The sequence below is a fragment of the Serratia sp. PL7 genome (genome assembly GCF_945957435.1).
Genome location: NZ_CAMFLB010000001.1, coordinates 2,333,151 through 2,349,590 on the forward strand (window position 1 = coordinate 2,333,151; position 16,440 = coordinate 2,349,590).

The following is a 16,440-nucleotide window of genomic DNA, read 5'->3' on the forward strand; positions in this document are numbered from 1 at the left end:
AAAATAAAACATTTGATACCAAAGGTAAGATGCGGGTCATTAAATTTTAACAACCCGCGAGTTGAATGGCTTGTGAGTTATATTCCTAGGCGTGATGCAAGCACCGCATCCGCTTCAGACGCCGAATGTAGGTGTAACATATCCCTGAATGTTCCATAGCAGCCCGTTGTAGTGCTGCCAGGTGTACCGACTACCAGGGCAGCAGTCCGATCGCGCAGGTCTGCCAGGGCACCCGTTGACGAGGTCGTTTTCATCGCGAACTTACCCTTTTCATAACCGGTGATAACACCGGATGTCACATCGAATAATCCAGCCGCTGGCACGTAGTCTTCATACAGTGTGGCTGCAACCATCAACGCGCCACCAACATCCGCTGGCCAGCCTGAATCACGAGTACCAAAACGCCATGACTCAGTGATGGCTTGGTTGTTCGTAATCATCGTTCGCATATATGTCATCGGGAGCGATCCTATCGGATAGCCGAAAGTTAAACCGTTGCCATCAGCGCGACTACTATCGCTCATGCATCCGGCAAGCAGATAAGTTGCGGCCTTCTGCATCACGATACTGCCCCGGCTTTGGAGCCAGGTACCACCGTTAGACGTAATTTGAACATTGATCGAACGGGTCGATGTGTCATACAGCATCTGGCCAGGTGGTGTGCCTTTTGATACTGCCAATAGGTCGCCTGCCTCACCGAGCAAGTTATATACGGTCAGAACGTTACCCGCGCTGTCCGTTTTGATGCCAAAGGCCGGTGTCAGAGATACAACAGTTCGCTCATACATTGCATTGAGCAAAAGAAATTTAAACCGTTCGATACAGCCTGATTCGTCGGGAATATGCCCGCCGTCCGCCAGCACGCGGCTCTTGTAGCTAGCAAACAATGCTTGCGGATCAAGAATCGACGCTGAAAGATCAAGTGCGGGGCGGAACCCTGCATAGGCTTTTCCGGTGTTAATTGCAGCTACCATCAGATTTCTCCAGTCAAAGGAATACGGTCTAAGCACATCCAGTTATAAAGCGGGAACGGAACCCCGGAACGCGTCACCCATTTAGAAATGACAGGCGACGAGTCGCGGAAGCACGTTGTGGGGTAAACACTGCCGTTTGTGTGTGGTTGCGTATTCGTAAATCCGATTAGCAACACGTCGTCAGTAGCCGGAGCCTTATCAAATTCAACACGGATCGTATTACCGTCTACGATTGAGACATTCACCACGGTGGCGCTGTTGTGCTCCAGGCTGATGCCTTTACCAGGGCAGTCACGGATAAATGCGCTGTCGATGACAATTGGGGTGTAAGGGACATCACAGAGTAAATCCGCAATCGCGCCGTTCAGCGTTACATTTCGAATTTTCAGCCCAGTCCACGTGCCTTTCTTTTCCGTGTCGTAGAGATGCCAGTGGATAGCCTGCGCCGTATATTCGCCCTGGAGGACTTTACCGGCCGCATTTAAATGGCTCATCGTGCCGTCACTAAACAGCCAGTTCAGGGGATATTTGGGGCCATACATGATGGCTGTATCCGGGTTGTGGCGCACATACGCGGTCTGGTCAACCGCAGTGACTGAATATGGCTGTACGACGATAGTTTCCCCGGTAGGGTTTCCCTCTTCGTCAATTTCACCCGCTTTGGTATTCACACGGCTTCCAACCTGCCCAATAACAACCAGGAACGGTTCGGTTTGCCCCGTGATAGGCGTTACATCGGCTTGGAAATCAGAGAAGTACTCCGTCTCTTTAGCCAGATAATCGCCTGGATTTGGGTTATCGCCATTGTCGTTGTCGCTTTCACCATGCTCAATGGTCAGGAATTTAAATGAATAGGGTTTTCCAACGGCATCAGCAGCGGTTTTATAGAGTTGAATTAATGCCAACCCCTTGTTGTAAGGGACAGTGCCTTTTTTGATTTTGGAGAACGGGGCACCACCAACGGCGAACCCAGCGTGCATAAAGACCACGTTACCCGGTGTAAATGACATCAGCTTATTGTAGAGCGGCAAGACATTACCCTGCCGATAACCTGGGTATGACATATCATTAATCGTCGTTCTGTCAGCGTTCCCCATACCGCGCCCGCCATCACCTTCCGGTTTACCGTTGGTGGCGGCGAGTAACCGCCCACGATAGGCTGGGTCACGGTTCACCACGTTTGTATTGCCGGTTTTGTCGTATGGGGTATTCAAGGATTGGCCTGTCGATCCACCGCCATGAATTTCAGTCGCATCGAGCGGCATTTCACGAATAGACGGGATATACATTACTCCAGCACCAGAGGCAGCTTCTCCACCCGGCAAGTAGCTGAAAACCATCCCGGCATCAGTCAGTTTCTGAACGGTAAGAACGGGGCGCTCAGACCACACCACCGTATTATCCCATGCAGCCGCAGGAACCCCGCCAGAGGTCACCAGTTTGGCTCGTGATTCGCCCAATTTGTCTTGCAGCGGCCCATCAACCCCAGGAATGAATACGCCGCCATTATCATCAATAGCGAATAGAGCCGTTTTCAAATCAGCGGCAAAAATGACGTGCTGGAACCCCACAATGGTGCGAGAGAACGTTGTTGAACAGAGTGTGTCTAAGCGCTCTTGCAGTACATCATCGGTGCCGACGATGCGAATGTCGCCGTTGTCGTTAATCGTCAACAGGCCATCAATCCCATTTCTGGCAACGATAGCGTACTGCAAATTTTGATAGCGATTCGCCAGGTCTTTCGGAATAAGCTGCTCGACATAATCTTGCAGTGATGACGTCAGTCCGGCTACCCACAGGCCAAAATCATTATCAAGTGCGAGCGCCGTTTCAGAAGGCCCACGTAGGCTCGATAATATCCATTGCCAGTTGTTTGAACTGTACTGATTTAGAACTTCGGTCGTCTTCTGCAACGACGCCTGTTGTGCAGACAGTACAGCCATAAAGTCATTCAAAATCCTGACGGAGTTCGAGCTGGGCGCGTCAGTAATGAGTAACGCAGTGCCATTGTCGTTCTGATAATATTTGAACGATTGTTCGCTATCCAATCCCTGAGGAACACTAAAATATTGTCCATTTTCGGTTTTACTCAGCCCTTCCTCAACCGTATCAAATACGCTGGATTGCGCCGAAAGGCGTTCATTTATCAATGAAACAATAACCGTTGCGATTTGGTTATATTTAAACTTGTCTGGCGCGACATTTGATAGCTTGAGAATATTTAACAGCTCAAGCATGACGATATTAAACCAGTCTGCGCCTGGGTAAGACGCCTTGTCTTTTTCTTCGGTAAAAAAGCGAATGCTGGTGCTTTCAACATCGCTAACCTTTGGCATTACTTCGACGCCGCTTGGGTTGTCAATATGGAACATGATGGAGCTTCCTTAAGGCTTCGCAGGCCATTCAATGTTGGGGGCAAGTTCAGGTTCAACACGCATCAGCAAGACGCGGTAGCGGCTCCAGGCTTCAAGTTTGGCAATCTCATCTTCAGTGGCGATGCCGTATTTAACGGCGTCACTGAGGACGGCAATTTCTTCATCGGCTTCATTGCGTAATGCATTCTTTTTCATGCGGGCCTGCTCGACCTGGTTTTTTACCACTGCGTCCTGATTGGTTACCCAGCCGGTGCCGTTCCATTCGTCAAAGGGAGTGGCGGGCATAATGAATGTCAGGGTGTCAGGCAACGCGCCAACATCTGAAATGACGACAGGCGAGCCATCTTCAATGTGATAGGCAGTTTTTCCCCGGTGGTCTTCAACATAAACCCAGTCCAGACCTGCCCATTGGGTCGCGAACCCTAATTTAGGCTCTGGTGGTTCAACAAATGTATTACCTTCCGGAAGTATGAAATATGGCTCAGGGACAATATGAATACCGCCGAGATTATCGTAATATTTTTGCCCGGTTTTATCCTCAAGCTGTTGCCATTCCCCATGCTCGAACAGTAATACATATCCCGCGAGTTTTTTAGGTGGCTCAATGAGCGTCATACCGTCAGGAATAACGTCACTCAATTCCACGATAACTGAACCATTACCGAATTTATCCCAGTAGCGCGTCCCACGGTTATCACGCATGTAATCCCAGCCTGTCCCATTCCAAACGCCGGTAAAGCCACTCTGCGGATCACATTTAACTGTAGTGGTATTGGCAGGTAATCCCGTACCCGCCGGTATGATGGTCAGCCCACTACCGATAAACACACCCTTGGCGTCGAAGTGGAACAACCACAGAGCCTGGTTAGTGTCAGAGAAAGAAAATTCACTCATTACGCGAGCCTCACGATGTAATTAAATGCGATGTTCTTGACGGTGGTTTCTGGGTTGCCGTCGCCGTTAACCCGCCCTGTATGGCCGTGCCATCCCAGCACCATGGTGTGAAGGTGTTGCCCGGCCCAGCTCGTTAAATTCTTTGAGTAATCGCCGGTGTTATCCGTACCGGTATAAAATGGCGCATAAGCTGCCCCAGGAGCGGCAACGCCACCTTGGTGGTCGTGGCCCGGGTCGGTTGAGGTCTCTTTAGTTCCTAAATCGGTGCTGTCGATTTCCAGCCCATGGGCATGATATTTGTTGCCGTCAGCCTCATAGCTCAACAGCGCCCTATTTGCCGCCGGTAAGCCCTTGATACTTTGGCCGCGCATATCGGGGATGACCAGACCAGGATAGGCTTGTGCCAGCTTCGGATAGGCTGCGCCGTCGAACGCCTGGCCAACCATCAACGCGAACCCCGCAGGAGCAGACGAACCCGGCCATGGGTACGGGATGCCGACCGGCATCATGTAGTCGGTGGACATAAGACGAATGGCCTGGGCAAACTGATCCAGCTTGGTTTTGTCCGGTGCAATGCCCGCCAGCGTCAGCACGTTGAGCATTTCGGCCTGGATGATGTTGAACCAATCGCAGCCTGGGTAAGTTGGCTCTATGCCTTCACCGCCTTCGGTAAACCATCTGGGCTGAGTAAATAACTGCGGGTGAACCGTGGGCATTTCCGCCACACTGCTTGCATTATCGATATGGAACATTAATTCACCTCAAAAATATATTCGTAGCCGTAACCAGCCAGGCGATATTTGGTTAATACGCACTCCAGCATTTGGGTGTGGTATTCAATCAACGGCGTCAGCACATCTTCCACCACGGTAAACCGAGTGACCGGCGTGTCATGTACCGTAATGGACAGTAAAAACCGGTAGCGCTTGGGGTAAATACGCGCCATGCAATTACGCAGACAGTGATGCGGTAATATTTCCCGCACCGTGATATCGAATCCCAGCGCGTGCGCCACGTTTTGAATTTGCCACGGTGCCAGCCCGCCTTTGCGGTGATATTTCTCAACCACCGCAGCCCGGCGCGATAAAAAATCATTATTGGGAATATTGCACTCTGGCAATCCCAAATAATTTTCCCACTCAGGCAGGAGCTGAACGGTAGTTTCCGGGCGCATTTCCGCCAGCAATAAGTCGGCGTTAATTTCAAGCCGGTTTAAACGGTGGCTAACCCCCCTTATCAGCGCGGTTAAATTCGCCGTCTCTTCACGCGGCCAGGCACGACCGTGCGGCATCATTTGCTGAAGGGCATCCTGCCACTCGGTTACGCTGTGGGCCATACCACCTCCGTCAGGGTGATCAGTTCGCCACTGGCGCTGGTGATATCGCTGTTGATGTCGAGCTGGTAATCAGTCACGCCGGTGGCGGTACCGATAGCGGTGCGCAGGCTGGACAACAACAGCGTTGACCCGGGCGACAGGGTCTTTTGGAGTGCGATGAGGTTCGCCAGCGTGGCTTTGCGCGTCTCGTCGGTGTCCGGCACCAGTTTGATGGCGGGCCGGACTGGCTTGAGGGTCAGTGTGATGATCCACACCTCGATGCCGCCGGGCTTGCCGACAAAGTTGCCGGTCGCCGGATCGGCGTGGCGGAACAGGTAGGCATTCATCGCCGTGCGGTCTGCTGCCGTAGGCGTAATGTCAGGGCGGCTGTCGTACACCCATGCAAGGCCTACCGTACCGCCGCCGTGCCAGGCATCCCACGCCCAGGCACGAGACACCCCAGCCACCTCACGCGCCCAGATGACAAAGTCATGGACGGCACCGCCCACCGGTGGGTTGCGCTTGCGGAACAGCAGCCGATCAAGCAGCTCGCTGATGGGTTCAATATCGGTACCGCCGCTAAGGCCGTTGCCGTCTACCACGCCGGTGCTCTCGACACCGGGAATGGGGGAAACCAGCGTTAGCTGGGCGTCGGCATCAAGGTTGCCGGACGCGCCGACGTCGTCAGCCTGGATAGTGACGCTCTGCACACCGTTGGCCGGAGCGCTCGCGGTAATGACGTGGTAACCGTTACCGTTACGGGCCTGCATCTCGGTGTTGAGCGGTATGGGCTGAGCCCCTTTGAAGATGGCCTTGCCGGTGGCATAGGTCGCGGCCTTGCGGATGACGCCTTCGGCGTTGGCGGTGTCGATGATGGTCTGATCGTCAGACCGGGGTGACGGCACCACTTGATCGGCAATCCAGGTCTGGTGGTCGTACACGTCCCGAACGGCACCACTGAACGCGATGTTGAGGGCACGCTCAACGCCAACTGGCGGTAACTGCTCATCCAGTTCAATCTCAATATCCTGCTCGCCGGTCTTGATGATTTGGCGCAGGCTCTGCACGTTAAAGGGCATGGTCTAAAGCCTCCCAGCGTTTTTTAATGTCAACGGTCAGGGTTGATTTACCTGGGCGGGTCAGGACGACAGTGAAGTCGATACGTTCTGAAGAGACGATGGCGGCGGTGACCTGGGCAGTGCGGGCATAGCCGGATTGCAGCAGGGGCTGCATCGCCAGGCTGGCGTAGTTCTCCACGCGCAGGCGCACGCTCTCTGTGAGCTTCTCGCGGTCGAGCAGCCACAGCTTGGAACCCCATGAGAAATCACTGAATGAATCGCCAGGCCAGCCCCGACGGTCATCGGTGCCGTCTGGGATGATATCGCTGTTGGATGCCTGGGCGTCGGTAAAGAGACAAATCAGCACTAAAGTAACAAGGCCTTCGTCAGACGAAAGCCCATTGTGGGTTACTTCGATATCACCGCCTGCGGGGAGGTGCCAATTTATTCTGATGGTCATAACGGTTTCGTTGTATCAGCACCGTCGCCATCCTTATGAATATGGTCAAGGAAGCTTTTTTCCCCAACCGTTATATCTTCACTGAAGGTGGCTTTACCGGTGAAATTAATGAGTTTACTCACAATGTCACAGGATTCTTCAGCAACCAGATTAACCGCTTTCCCCCTAATTTCGATGATACCGTCTTTCTTCAGGGTGATGGTGTGGCCATCACGGTGATACACGCAAACGTCGCCGGGGTCCAGCCCTTTCGGCCGGGTAGTTTTGTCCTCGACGGCGATGGCGACCATGCCCGAGCGTCGCCCCCCAACGGCCACCACAATCGCTTCCGAGCCTGGGGGCGGCACCGATGACATGCCGTAGTTCTGGAAGCGTTCGACGCTGTCGTTGGTCTCGTTCGCCAGGGTTTGCACCTGGAGGTTTTGCCGCCCCAGGCTGTCGGTCACGATACGCACCACTGCGCGGTCCACCATCAGGCGCACGCGGCGTCCCATGGCGGTGATCGAGCGGGCGACGTTCGCCGGGTTCAGTCCCATGTAGCCTCCGTTTTGGCGGTTTTCTTCTTGCCTTTCTTGCCCTTGGCCTTCTCGGCGGGCAAGTCCATCGACTCCGGCGGCACCAGGCTGAGCACGGTTATGCGGCCATTGCTGCCGTGAGAAAACGATACGGTCTTGACCAGCCAATCCGCCTTCAACTGCTGAATGGGGTCATCGACTGACACCAGAATGTTGGTTTGCCATAGCGGGCCTGTGTCGCCGTTTTCCCGCCACCCGGTCACCGTAATCTCGGTGGTGTTGGCCTCGCCCAGGGCGCTGGCCTTGTACCACTCCCCACGTGCGCTCGCGCCGCCCACCGTCAAGTTATCCTCATTGACCAGGATTTTCGGGCGATAGCGGTTGATCTCCGGGTCGCTGACCACCGTTTGCCGTCCGCCGACGACCTTCACCGGCTGGTCATCCCAGGTAGCACCACCGGCGGCCACCGAGCCTTTGACGATGTACTGACTCGCTCGCTCGCGCCAACTGAAGCGGCCCCGCGCTGCCAGGATATTTCGCCCGAGCACCAGCGAGACGGTGGCTCGGCGGGTGGAGGCGCGGGTAATGACCAGTCGCCCCAGGGCGTCGGAGGTCATCAGCACCCCGCGCTGTTTCGCCAGGCGATCGAGCAGCTCGAAAGCCGTTTCGCCCTGTTCCAGGGTGACGCCGCCAAAGGCGTCGCCGGTGTCAGTCTCGGTGATGACCTGGATACCGTAGGGCTTGCATATGACCGTGGCGACTTGCTCCAGCTTCTGGCCGCTCCACTGGCCGGATTTATCCACCACGGAACTGTCCACCAGGTCACCGGTCTTGTCGCGCCCCATGACCCGCAGGGAAACGTTCCTGTCATCGTAACTCGGGATAAAGTCGTCGATGTAACCGGTCAACACGCGCTCCTGGCCGATATTGACGCTGCACGCCATCCCCGGCTTGATGGAGCGAGGTGCCGCCTGCGACCACTGCGCCGTCACCTCCAGGTCGAACTCTCCGGCAATGCTGTCCAGGCTGCGGTTGATGCTCATCTCCGTCCAGCCGCCCCAGATTTTGTTGTCCACGTTGAGGGTTAACTCATCAGACATTGTCGATCACCTCGATGATTTGCCCAGGTTGAATGAAGGAGGGATGGCGCAGCCGGTTACGCTGCACCAGGCTGTCCCGCTGCTCGGCATCGCCGCGTTCGCGCCAGGCCAGCAACATCACCGGCGTGGTGCGTACCGGATATACGCGACGCAGCTCCGGCAACTGAACGCTGCGCAGGCGGACGTCGTTGACCACGGCAAAGCGCAATTCACGCAGCGCACGCCACAAATCACGTTGCCCGGATTCCACCGCCACCGTGGCCTGTGTGCCCAGCAGCGCCGCCAGGTCGTCACCGGCACGGCGGGCTTCCTGGCTGGTCTCAAAGGTAGCGGTGGCGATGGTCTCTGCCTTGGCAATCAACGCAGCGGTGACCACCATCAGGGTAAAGTCGTCGATGTTGGCGGCCATCGGCGCAGAAATATCGACCAGGGCGGTGGGCGTCACGCTGCTGGCAAAACCGGTTTCCGGATTGACGGCCACGTTGTCCGACAGGGACTTGGTCGCGGCCCGCGCGGCCCGGTCTCCAGCCCACTTGTCGCGGAGTTGGTCATAGACGCGCAGCGCCCAGGGGGCTTCGGTGACCAGGTCTTTGATGTCGCTAACGAGGTTCGTGACATCGCGGATCAACTCACCGGGGGTCGCAACGATGATACCGGCCATGTCCTTGAAGCGGTTGAGGCGGTCCATCCAGTCGTTGAGCGCATCCGGCAACGTGGGCAAATTCGCCACCAGACCCTGCATATCATCCAGCAGCGTATCGACCATGCTGCCCAGGCCGTCGAGCGCCTCGAAGTAGTCACCGTTCGCCAGGGCGGCCTTGGCCTGATCGGCGGCGCTGAGCGTGGTGGCCGTGGTGTCTTCCTGGGCAGAAGGGAACAACTGCTGACCGGCTTCGAAGACCTCAAAGCTGATATAGGCGATGCCGCCTTCCTCAGTGCTCAGACGGTGGGTGACCTTGCCGACCTGCACCAGTTGCACGCCATACCAGGGATGCACCAGCTCGCCCGACCCGGGGGTATTGAGAGCGGCCAACAACTGCTTGAGCTGCGTCAGGTAGTCGTTGCCCAGGAGAATGCCGGTGACCTGCTGCTGGGTCAGTTCCGCGCCGTTGTCTTCCGTCCAGCCGACTTCCTTGCGCGGGTATGCCCGGGGAATGGCGCGACGGCCACCGTTACCCTCGATATCCTTGACGTAGAACGCCACGCCCCGGAACGCGGCATCATGCAAGTCTTCCCATTTTTCGTTCATCAGTCTTGCTCCACATTACGCACGCCGCTGGCGGCACTCAGGGTGACGCCGGGCGCATTCACATTGACCTTGGTGACCTGTACCCGGTCATCCTTCACCGTCACCTCAATGCTGCCTTGAAGCTGCTGGGGTACCATCGGATAGGTCGGGTTCTGGTTCTGTGGCTGGAGGGAGGCCCAGGGGGATGGGTCATGAAATTCTGGCGCCGACGTAAACCAGTTTTTGACGTCATCCCACATGGTCGAACGTTCGGCGTTCTCTTTGGCACGCTTGAGAATAGCGGCACGCTTTTCATCGGTATCCGGGAAGTCAATAAGGGAGGCAATTTCAGTGGCGGTGTTGATCGCCACCCCAAAGAGGCCTCCTTTATCATGCCTATTTTTACCTGGTGACTCAGGAAGTCCTAAACCGCTATCACCACTCCCCATGCCGCCCTGCATATTGGTGACGTACACTGGCATCACGCCTGAACCAAACACGTCGGCGATACCGGTTGGGATACCTTTTTTGCCGGGGCGTAGAAAGTCATAGGCACCTTTACCAATCTGGAAAGCTTTACGGGTGGCGACCAGTCCTGCACCAGCGATAGCGACGTTCTTTCCTATCTCCAGCCAGTTCTGGACCGTTTCCTGGTCAAGAGAATTCAACGCATCAGCTAGTTCCTGAACGGGGTGGGCAAGATTACTATTGGCAAATTTTTTCCAGGTCGTATTGAGTGACGACATCGCGGAAGTGAAGTCCTTAGATGCATACTCGGCATCTTTCATAATCCCTTGCCCATCGGCCACAACGCCGTTGTAGCGCTTGAGATTCTCTGCTCCCTTGCCTGACGTCACGCTACTTAACAACAGGATACTGTCCTGATTAAAACCCGCGCCAAGCAATCGAGCATTCTGTTTCTCTGCACCTTTACTACCTGACTTTTGGGCTATTTCCCCCATCAGCGTGGGTAAGTGGCGCATTTTCCCTTCTTTGTCGTAAACGCTGATGCCATTTTGTCGTAACGTCTTAACGACCTTCGGAATCTGTAAATCACGGATCAGGTTTTCAACCGCTGTGGAGGCCGTTGTTGTGTCGCCTGTAGCATCAACAGCACTTTCCAACGCCACACCAACACCCTTGATACCTTGAACCCCAGTTGCGCCTGCTGCGGCGTACATAGAGAACGCTTTAACACCGCGCTCGGCAATATCTTTCAGCTCAAACGCGCCTTCCTTACCGAGCTGATTAAGCGTATCCATTGCCTGTAAGGTTTCTTTTTCGCTGCCCAGATTAAATTTGGTGAACTGTGAAAACAGAGCGCCGATGCTTTCGCCATCAGAGCCGGATGCAGCAATCGACGGTGCGATGATGTTGCGGTTTTTGTAACCGAAATCAATGTCGCCGGTAACGGTGCCGACCTTCTCGATAGCGCTCACCACCTCAGAATCATCGACCCGAAACTTGATCGCCGAATCTTGCATACCGCTGTACATCTCGGCCATTTCTTTGCGTGTCTTTTCCGCCGCCAGCCCCATGCGAGTAATGCGGCGGTCGGTGGTGGCGAAGTCTCTCAGCATGGCGCTACCCGCAAATCCCGCGATTATCCCCGTGTAGCGGTTGCCGAGCGCATCCAGCCCACGACCCGCTGCTGCACTGGTGGCCTTCACCACGGACATGGCCCGCTCGTTACGGCGGGCGAACTCGGACATGTTGGCCCCGTATTGGCGTGCCTTGGCGGTCAAGTTGCCCGCCAGATTGATGATGATTTCAGTATCAAGGCGCTTTGCCATGCTGCTTCCTCAACTGAGCTGTAATGCGGAACAGCTGCCGCAAGGGCAACTGTTCCAGGTAAGACACGCTGAACCGTGCGGAGAGGTTGACGAGAAGGTTACTGAGCGCCGTCGCCATCGGCATTAGGTCGCCCCCGGTCGGCGACCTCCGTCAGCAAGTCGTCCAAGGCATCAGCCTTTGCCGTCAGCAGCTTCAGGTCTTCGGGGTGGAGCTGGTAAAGCTGTTTCAGACTCAGCGGCCCCGGGATGCTGCCGATGGAGGCAATCTGACGGCGGAGCAGTTCCAGGCCCATCAAGACCTCAGAGCAATAGGCTACCGCCTTGCCGTTCTCCCCAATCACTACGCGCTCAGCTGCGAGCTGCGCATCAACGATGTCTTTCGACCCCAGTTCACGCAGCGCCACCTCCTTGTGGGTGGTTTCATCCGTGGTGCCTTTGCCGGTTACCAGGCCGTGGATCAATGTCTCTGTCATCTGCGCCATGCTTACACCTTCACGCACTTGGTGCCGATGAACGTGACACTGATCTGGCCATTGTCTTCGCTCAGTTCAGCCGGGTTTTCTGCGGCGGCACCCGTCACCATATAGCTCTGGCCGTTGTCGCCCTCGAACATGACGGTAACTTGCTCCCACTGGCCAATCTCAATCACGTCCACGTCATCCCGGGCCGCCAGCGTGACCTGGACTGTCGGGTGGGTGGTCTTGCGGGAGTAGCCCCAGTTCTTGCCGCCGCCGCTGTGCATCGTGCGGTTATAGCCGCCGGGGTTCAGCGTGGACGTCCCTTTGGTCGGCAGTTCGCGTCCGTTCACGCGAATCGATGCTTCACCTAAAATCATGTTGCCCCCTTAGAGCTTGAACTGGATGAGGCCTGCCAACACACGCAGTTGGTTCACCAGGTTCGGGTGGATGATGAAATTCAGCCGGTTCTTGTCAGCGGTATCCCGCGTGACCTGCAATGTGGCTTTGTAGTCGTCGAAGTCCTCGACCAGCCCGGCAGGCTCCAGCTCGGTGATGAAGATATCCAGCAACTCCTGGGTGCAGAGTTTTGGGGTCATCACCGGCTGCCCTGGCTCCAGCGTTGCCAGGACATCATCGTCCGCCAACTTGTGACGCGGGTAGCGCGTGGTGAACCGGTTCTTGATGACGTACCGGATATGACCCAGCGTCGCCGGTGACGTGATATCCAGGTACGACACATCCGCATCGCCGAAGCGGTTGACGCGATATGTGGTAATTTCCCGCTCGATGCAGACGTTGCCGCCGGCATCCACGTAGTGTGTCGCCACGCCATCAAACAGGTGCAGGTTGCGCTCCGGCATGTCCCAGCGCACGGACTTGTCCGGCGGCAAAATACCCGGCAAGGCCAGCGTCTGGAGCGGACGCGCCGGGTCAATCGCAAGGTGGTATGCGGCAATCCCCGCATAGGCGGCTGCCCACAGGTACGACGGTTGCGGCGCGATATTGGTACCCATCGCGGTGATGAGGAAGTCATTGCGCGTGCTGCCCCAGGTGCCGGTTTGTGCATGGGTACCGCGCACGGCGGTGTAGGCGACAGCCTCAATCATCTTGAGCGCCCCCCAACGTTCCAGCAGTTCGTCACGCAGCGTGTTGAGGCTCGCCACGTCGTTGAACGGACAGACGATATGGTTGAACCACTCATCGCCCAGGGCGGCGACCACCGCCGTCAGGTCCGGGGTGCCGGTGCCGCCGGTGAATGGCGCAGCGGTGACGACGAGACCCGCCGGTGTCTGCTCGCCCGGGTAGTAATTGACGCGCACGTCGAGGTCGTTTCCGGTCTGCCCGCGCCAATTGGCCGTCAGGGTGAGTGTCTCCGGTGCATCGGCCTTAGCGGCTGCGGTGATCGGCAAGGTGGTATCCGCATTTACGGCCGCCAACACAGCAGCTGCAACGGTGGCGGCGCTGTCGTCCGCCTTGATGCCGACCTGGAGAGATTTGCCGCAGACCAGCAGCGCCAGTGTCCCGGCTGCGCTCGCCTTGCCGGTGACCGTCAGCGCAGACGTCGCCGCCGCGCCGGTCTGGTCACCCGGCTCGGCAATGCCCATGGCCCAGGTCTCGGTGTAGGTGTTGCCCTTGCGCAGAGCCTTAAGCATCTCCGCCAGCATCGAGCCACGGCCATACAACACCTCGGGGGCGCTGTCGCTGGTAATGCGGTTTTGCGTCAGCGCTGGAACGGTCGCGCCTTGACCCTGGTAGCCGATCACCAGGATTTTATGTTGTTGTGCCGGAGCGCCGTCCAGCGCCTGCGAGTTGTCGATCTCAATCGCAACCAGCGGCACGCGCAGATCATTGGGAATAGAGCCTAATGACATCGGTTACTTCTCCGCTTTGGTGGGTTTGGTGGCCGGGGCATTAACCTCGGCCGCATCGGTTTTTGGTACAGGGATGTCCTCAACCGTCACATCGCCTTCGGCATAACGTCGCCGCCAGAATGCGGTTAACATCAGCTCCTCGCCATCCGGCGACAGTTGGGTGCCGTCCGGTTTACGTACTTGCAGCGCCTCGGCACTGGGCTTAATCAGTTTCTTTTTCATCGTCGTTTTGCTCTCGCACGTTGATCACGCCGTTGATTTCTTCGCCGCCGTGGGCGGAGACCGTCATGCCCAGGCGTAGGAAGTCCGGCAGCGTGGTGATATCCACTTCCTCATCCAGCCTGAATGCCTGGTTCCAGGTCACCGTCCAGATGGTCACCCCCAGGCTGTCGAGACTGCCGCTGTAGATGTTGTCGGCGGTCATGTCCGTCGCCTTGCTCTCCGCCCCCAGGTTTTTGGCCGCACCGGGATGCGTTAACCGACGCGCCACTTTGCTCACCATGACCTCCGCCCGCAGGTCACGGCCATAGGCCCAGGCATCGGTGGTCATCACATACGCCGCCCAGGTCACCAGGCCGACCATGCCGCCCGATTGATGATGGATGTCCCGCACCCGTAACGCTGCCAGGCGGATACAGCCATCACGACCCGACAAATAACGCTTCACGTCCTCCGGGCTGCTGAACTGGCCGATATGACGCTCGACCATCTTCACCTGGTCAGGGTCGTCTCCCAGCAGCTCAGGCTTCAGCCAGGCAACAATTCGCTCGGCGGCACTCACTGTGCTGCCGAGGGTCACCAGGCTCGGGCGTTCGGTACTCATGGCAATACCTCCTTCCAGAAATCGCCAATCACGTGCAACAGCTCGTTGCTGTTAGCGTTCGACAGACCCAGCCATTCACGCTGGGGAATGTTCATCATGCGGCTATGTGCGCCAACGCTTTGCCACACCGGGTGTTTCAGCGCACGGCCAAACGCCTGGCGGATAAGACGTTGATGTGCGCCGACCGACACGCTACCGCTGAATCCTTCCTGGTGAACGCCCGCATAGCGCAGCGGCGTCCCGACGTGTACCCGGTCGCGTTCGACGACAAAGGTGACGCTGTCGAGCAGATCGCCGTTGCCCTGGAGCAAGCTTTGATTCCCGTGGCGGGTTTTGGCGTAACGGACGCTCCAGTCCTGCCACGGCTCGCCGCCGGGGGAGGCTTTCTCATCGGTGATGCGGCGGCGGGTTTGGGACTCGGCCACCGCACCGATGCTGTCGAGTAGCTCCGCACGCAAGCCGCTGTCGGCGAGGCGCTCCATGGCCATCTTGATATCGGCAAGCTTCGCCGTACCCAGGACTTCTACCTGAATGCCCATCAGAGCACGCCTTTCAGGCTGTTACGGGTGAACAGACGTGTGTTCTCGCCGACCATGATGACCTTGCCGCCGGTACCTTCCGTGGGTTGTTCCGTTGTCGGCAGGCCCAGGTCGCGTTGGCCGTTGGCGATATCCTTCAGCGTCTTGACCGCCTCGTCATAGCGCTTTTGCACCAGCTCGGTAACCTGGTTGTCTCGATCGGCCAGCCAGTAAAAAGCGATGGACACCGCCACCCGTTGCAGCAGACGCGGCACCGTTGTTTCCAGCGGTAACTTGAAGCGACGTGACAACCAGGAGTTGATCTCCTCGTCGGTGTCGTCCAGCGCCTGGCTGATGGCGGCTTCGTCAAGCTGCTCCGTCTCCGGGTTCATGGCGACGTTCCAGACAAAAGAGCCGTCAGCCGTCAGCAGGTCTTCACGGGTGGCGTATCTCATCATTCCCCCTTGTCGTCGGTGCTGACCGTTTCGACGACGGTAACATGGAGGTTTGGCTCTGCTTTGAGCCGTTCGGCAGTCGCAACGTTAATGAACGGCGTTGCGCCGTCTTCCGCCAGGCTGGCAGCATTATCGCCGTCCGGATCATCGCTGACGAAAGCATGGACACCTTCATGCGGCCAGAACCGCCCGGCCCGCCAGAAGCCATTGCCTGACACGGCTTTTACCAGCAACACCTCAACGCCTGCCGGAGTAGCAGCGCCGGGCGCTGCCAGCGTCTCAGTGGTCAACGTCTGTGCCTGATTGAGCTGCTCAGCGTCGAGTTGAGTACCGGTGGCGTCACCCGTTGCGGTTCCGGGGGTACCTTCGCCGGTCAGCTCAGGTGCTGGCGTATCCGGTTGCGATGGCGCACCGGGCTGGGTAACGGCCTGATAGTGTCCTGCAACAGGCGGAGTAATAACCGGCGCTTCAGGCGCTTTAACTTCTGCTGGAGCTGCCTGACCGGCTTGCTCCTGCTGTTTCTTGTTTGGCTTCCCACTCACTTTTCCATCCTCTTTCTGGTGGCTTTATCGGGTGTTTGTACACCCGATAAAGAGGGTGTAA

19 protein-coding genes are annotated in these 16,440 nt (G+C 57.0%); all 19 read right to left on the reverse strand.

Annotation, left to right across the window (positions count from 1 at the left end):
* Positions 1 to 77: 77 nt before the first annotated feature.
* The 19 genes from N6G83_RS11205 to N6G83_RS11295 all read right to left on the reverse strand — a co-directional run bounded on the left by N6G83_RS11205 (position 78) and on the right by N6G83_RS11295 (position 16,379).
* Positions 78 to 974, reverse strand: coding sequence for a hypothetical protein (locus tag N6G83_RS11205; protein ID WP_110663192.1), 897 nt, complete (start codon positions 972 to 974; stop codon positions 78 to 80).
* Entirely contained in the window at positions 974 to 3,346 is a 2,373-nt protein-coding gene (locus tag N6G83_RS11210; protein ID WP_110663194.1) for a hypothetical protein, read from the reverse strand. Before N6G83_RS11210 ends, N6G83_RS11205 begins: the two co-directional genes overlap by 1 nt.
* Positions 3,347 to 3,358: 12 nt before the next feature.
* Positions 3,359 to 4,243, reverse strand: a complete 885-nt coding sequence (locus tag N6G83_RS11215) for a tail fiber assembly protein (protein ID WP_110663196.1) — start codon at positions 4,241 to 4,243, stop codon at positions 3,359 to 3,361.
* Positions 4,243 to 4,995: a phage tail protein gene (locus N6G83_RS11220; protein WP_110663198.1), complete on the reverse strand. Its 753-nt coding sequence runs from the start codon at positions 4,993 to 4,995 to the stop codon at positions 4,243 to 4,245. Before N6G83_RS11220 ends, N6G83_RS11215 begins: the two co-directional genes overlap by 1 nt.
* Positions 4,995 to 5,579: a YmfQ family protein gene (locus N6G83_RS11225; RefSeq protein WP_110663200.1), complete on the reverse strand. Its 585-nt coding sequence runs from the start codon at positions 5,577 to 5,579 to the stop codon at positions 4,995 to 4,997. Before N6G83_RS11225 ends, N6G83_RS11220 begins: the two co-directional genes overlap by 1 nt.
* Positions 5,564 to 6,637, reverse strand: coding sequence for a baseplate J/gp47 family protein (locus N6G83_RS11230; protein ID WP_110663202.1), 1,074 nt, complete (start codon positions 6,635 to 6,637; stop codon positions 5,564 to 5,566). Before N6G83_RS11230 ends, N6G83_RS11225 begins: the two co-directional genes overlap by 16 nt.
* A complete protein-coding gene (locus tag N6G83_RS11235) occupies positions 6,627 to 7,076 on the reverse strand; it encodes a phage GP46 family protein (RefSeq protein ID WP_110663204.1) in 450 nt (149 codons plus the stop codon). The genes N6G83_RS11230 and N6G83_RS11235 overlap by 11 nt, the downstream gene beginning before the upstream one ends.
* Positions 7,073 to 7,612 carry a phage baseplate assembly protein V gene (locus N6G83_RS11240; RefSeq protein ID WP_110663206.1) on the reverse strand — a complete coding sequence of 180 codons (540 nt, stop codon included), beginning with the start codon at positions 7,610 to 7,612 and terminating at the stop codon, positions 7,073 to 7,075. Before N6G83_RS11240 ends, N6G83_RS11235 begins: the two co-directional genes overlap by 4 nt.
* Positions 7,603 to 8,691, reverse strand: coding sequence for a phage baseplate assembly protein (locus N6G83_RS11245; RefSeq protein ID WP_110663208.1), 1,089 nt, complete (start codon positions 8,689 to 8,691; stop codon positions 7,603 to 7,605). The genes N6G83_RS11240 and N6G83_RS11245 overlap by 10 nt, the downstream gene beginning before the upstream one ends.
* On the reverse strand, positions 8,684 to 9,940 hold the full coding sequence (locus tag N6G83_RS11250) for a DNA circularization protein (protein WP_181423217.1): 1,257 nt from the start codon (positions 9,938 to 9,940) through the stop codon (positions 8,684 to 8,686). The genes N6G83_RS11245 and N6G83_RS11250 overlap by 8 nt, the downstream gene beginning before the upstream one ends.
* On the reverse strand, positions 9,940 to 11,712 hold the full coding sequence (locus tag N6G83_RS11255) for a phage tail tape measure protein (protein WP_110663212.1): 1,773 nt from the start codon (positions 11,710 to 11,712) through the stop codon (positions 9,940 to 9,942). The genes N6G83_RS11250 and N6G83_RS11255 overlap by 1 nt, the downstream gene beginning before the upstream one ends.
* A gap of 98 nt (positions 11,713 to 11,810) precedes the next feature.
* Positions 11,811 to 12,194, reverse strand: a complete 384-nt coding sequence (locus N6G83_RS11260) for a phage tail assembly protein (protein ID WP_085286426.1) — start codon at positions 12,192 to 12,194, stop codon at positions 11,811 to 11,813.
* Positions 12,195 to 12,196: 2 nt separating this feature from the next.
* A complete protein-coding gene (locus N6G83_RS11265) occupies positions 12,197 to 12,547 on the reverse strand; it encodes a phage tail tube protein (protein WP_080490581.1) in 351 nt (116 codons plus the stop codon).
* A gap of 9 nt (positions 12,548 to 12,556) precedes the next feature.
* The gene (locus tag N6G83_RS11270) at positions 12,557 to 14,041 is read right to left on the reverse strand and encodes a phage tail sheath subtilisin-like domain-containing protein (RefSeq protein WP_085286427.1); all 1,485 of its coding nucleotides are present in this window, start codon (positions 14,039 to 14,041) and stop codon (positions 12,557 to 12,559) included.
* Between the two features lie 3 nt (positions 14,042 to 14,044).
* Positions 14,045 to 14,263, reverse strand: a complete 219-nt coding sequence (locus tag N6G83_RS11275; RefSeq protein WP_070559279.1) for a DUF2635 domain-containing protein — start codon at positions 14,261 to 14,263, stop codon at positions 14,045 to 14,047.
* Positions 14,244 to 14,864, reverse strand: a complete 621-nt coding sequence (locus N6G83_RS11280) for a hypothetical protein (protein ID WP_085286428.1) — start codon at positions 14,862 to 14,864, stop codon at positions 14,244 to 14,246. The genes N6G83_RS11275 and N6G83_RS11280 overlap by 20 nt, the downstream gene beginning before the upstream one ends.
* Positions 14,861 to 15,403, reverse strand: a complete 543-nt coding sequence (locus N6G83_RS11285; RefSeq protein ID WP_110663214.1) for a phage virion morphogenesis protein — start codon at positions 15,401 to 15,403, stop codon at positions 14,861 to 14,863. The genes N6G83_RS11280 and N6G83_RS11285 overlap by 4 nt, the downstream gene beginning before the upstream one ends.
* Positions 15,403 to 15,840, reverse strand: coding sequence for a gp436 family protein (locus tag N6G83_RS11290; protein ID WP_110663216.1), 438 nt, complete (start codon positions 15,838 to 15,840; stop codon positions 15,403 to 15,405). The genes N6G83_RS11285 and N6G83_RS11290 overlap by 1 nt, the downstream gene beginning before the upstream one ends.
* Positions 15,837 to 16,379 carry a hypothetical protein gene (locus N6G83_RS11295; protein ID WP_220037102.1) on the reverse strand — a complete coding sequence of 181 codons (543 nt, stop codon included), beginning with the start codon at positions 16,377 to 16,379 and terminating at the stop codon, positions 15,837 to 15,839. Before N6G83_RS11295 ends, N6G83_RS11290 begins: the two co-directional genes overlap by 4 nt.
* Between the last annotated feature and the right edge of the window lie 61 nt (positions 16,380 to 16,440).

What these genes read in the sequence shown, in the direction of transcription:
- N6G83_RS11255 (WP_110663212.1), bottom strand. Translation starts at nt 11,712, where the DNA reads ATGGCAAAGCGCCTTGATACTGAAATCATCATCAATCTGGCGGGCAAC.
- N6G83_RS11260 (WP_085286426.1), bottom strand. Translation starts at nt 12,194, where the DNA reads ATGGCGCAGATGACAGAGACATTGATCCACGGCCTGGTAACCGGCAAA.
- N6G83_RS11205 (WP_110663192.1), bottom strand. Translation starts at nt 974, where the DNA reads ATGGTAGCTGCAATTAACACCGGAAAAGCCTATGCAGGGTTCCGCCCC.
- N6G83_RS11270 (WP_085286427.1), bottom strand. Translation starts at nt 14,041, where the DNA reads ATGTCATTAGGCTCTATTCCCAATGATCTGCGCGTGCCGCTGGTTGCG.
- N6G83_RS11250 (WP_181423217.1), bottom strand. Translation starts at nt 9,940, where the DNA reads ATGAACGAAAAATGGGAAGACTTGCATGATGCCGCGTTCCGGGGCGTG.
- N6G83_RS11230 (WP_110663202.1), bottom strand. Translation starts at nt 6,637, where the DNA reads ATGCCCTTTAACGTGCAGAGCCTGCGCCAAATCATCAAGACCGGCGAG.
- N6G83_RS11240 (WP_110663206.1), bottom strand. Translation starts at nt 7,612, where the DNA reads ATGGGACTGAACCCGGCGAACGTCGCCCGCTCGATCACCGCCATGGGA.
- N6G83_RS11290 (WP_110663216.1), bottom strand. Translation starts at nt 15,840, where the DNA reads ATGATGAGATACGCCACCCGTGAAGACCTGCTGACGGCTGACGGCTCT.
- N6G83_RS11225 (WP_110663200.1), bottom strand. Translation starts at nt 5,579, where the DNA reads ATGGCCCACAGCGTAACCGAGTGGCAGGATGCCCTTCAGCAAATGATG.
- N6G83_RS11210 (WP_110663194.1), bottom strand. Translation starts at nt 3,346, where the DNA reads ATGTTCCATATTGACAACCCAAGCGGCGTCGAAGTAATGCCAAAGGTT.
- N6G83_RS11215 (WP_110663196.1), bottom strand. Translation starts at nt 4,243, where the DNA reads ATGAGTGAATTTTCTTTCTCTGACACTAACCAGGCTCTGTGGTTGTTC.
- N6G83_RS11285 (WP_110663214.1), bottom strand. Translation starts at nt 15,403, where the DNA reads ATGGGCATTCAGGTAGAAGTCCTGGGTACGGCGAAGCTTGCCGATATC.
- N6G83_RS11245 (WP_110663208.1), bottom strand. Translation starts at nt 8,691, where the DNA reads ATGTCTGATGAGTTAACCCTCAACGTGGACAACAAAATCTGGGGCGGC.
- N6G83_RS11280 (WP_085286428.1), bottom strand. Translation starts at nt 14,864, where the DNA reads ATGAGTACCGAACGCCCGAGCCTGGTGACCCTCGGCAGCACAGTGAGT.
- N6G83_RS11275 (WP_070559279.1), bottom strand. Translation starts at nt 14,263, where the DNA reads ATGAAAAAGAAACTGATTAAGCCCAGTGCCGAGGCGCTGCAAGTACGT.
- N6G83_RS11235 (WP_110663204.1), bottom strand. Translation starts at nt 7,076, where the DNA reads ATGACCATCAGAATAAATTGGCACCTCCCCGCAGGCGGTGATATCGAA.
- N6G83_RS11220 (WP_110663198.1), bottom strand. Translation starts at nt 4,995, where the DNA reads ATGTTCCATATCGATAATGCAAGCAGTGTGGCGGAAATGCCCACGGTT.
- N6G83_RS11265 (WP_080490581.1), bottom strand. Translation starts at nt 12,547, where the DNA reads ATGATTTTAGGTGAAGCATCGATTCGCGTGAACGGACGCGAACTGCCG.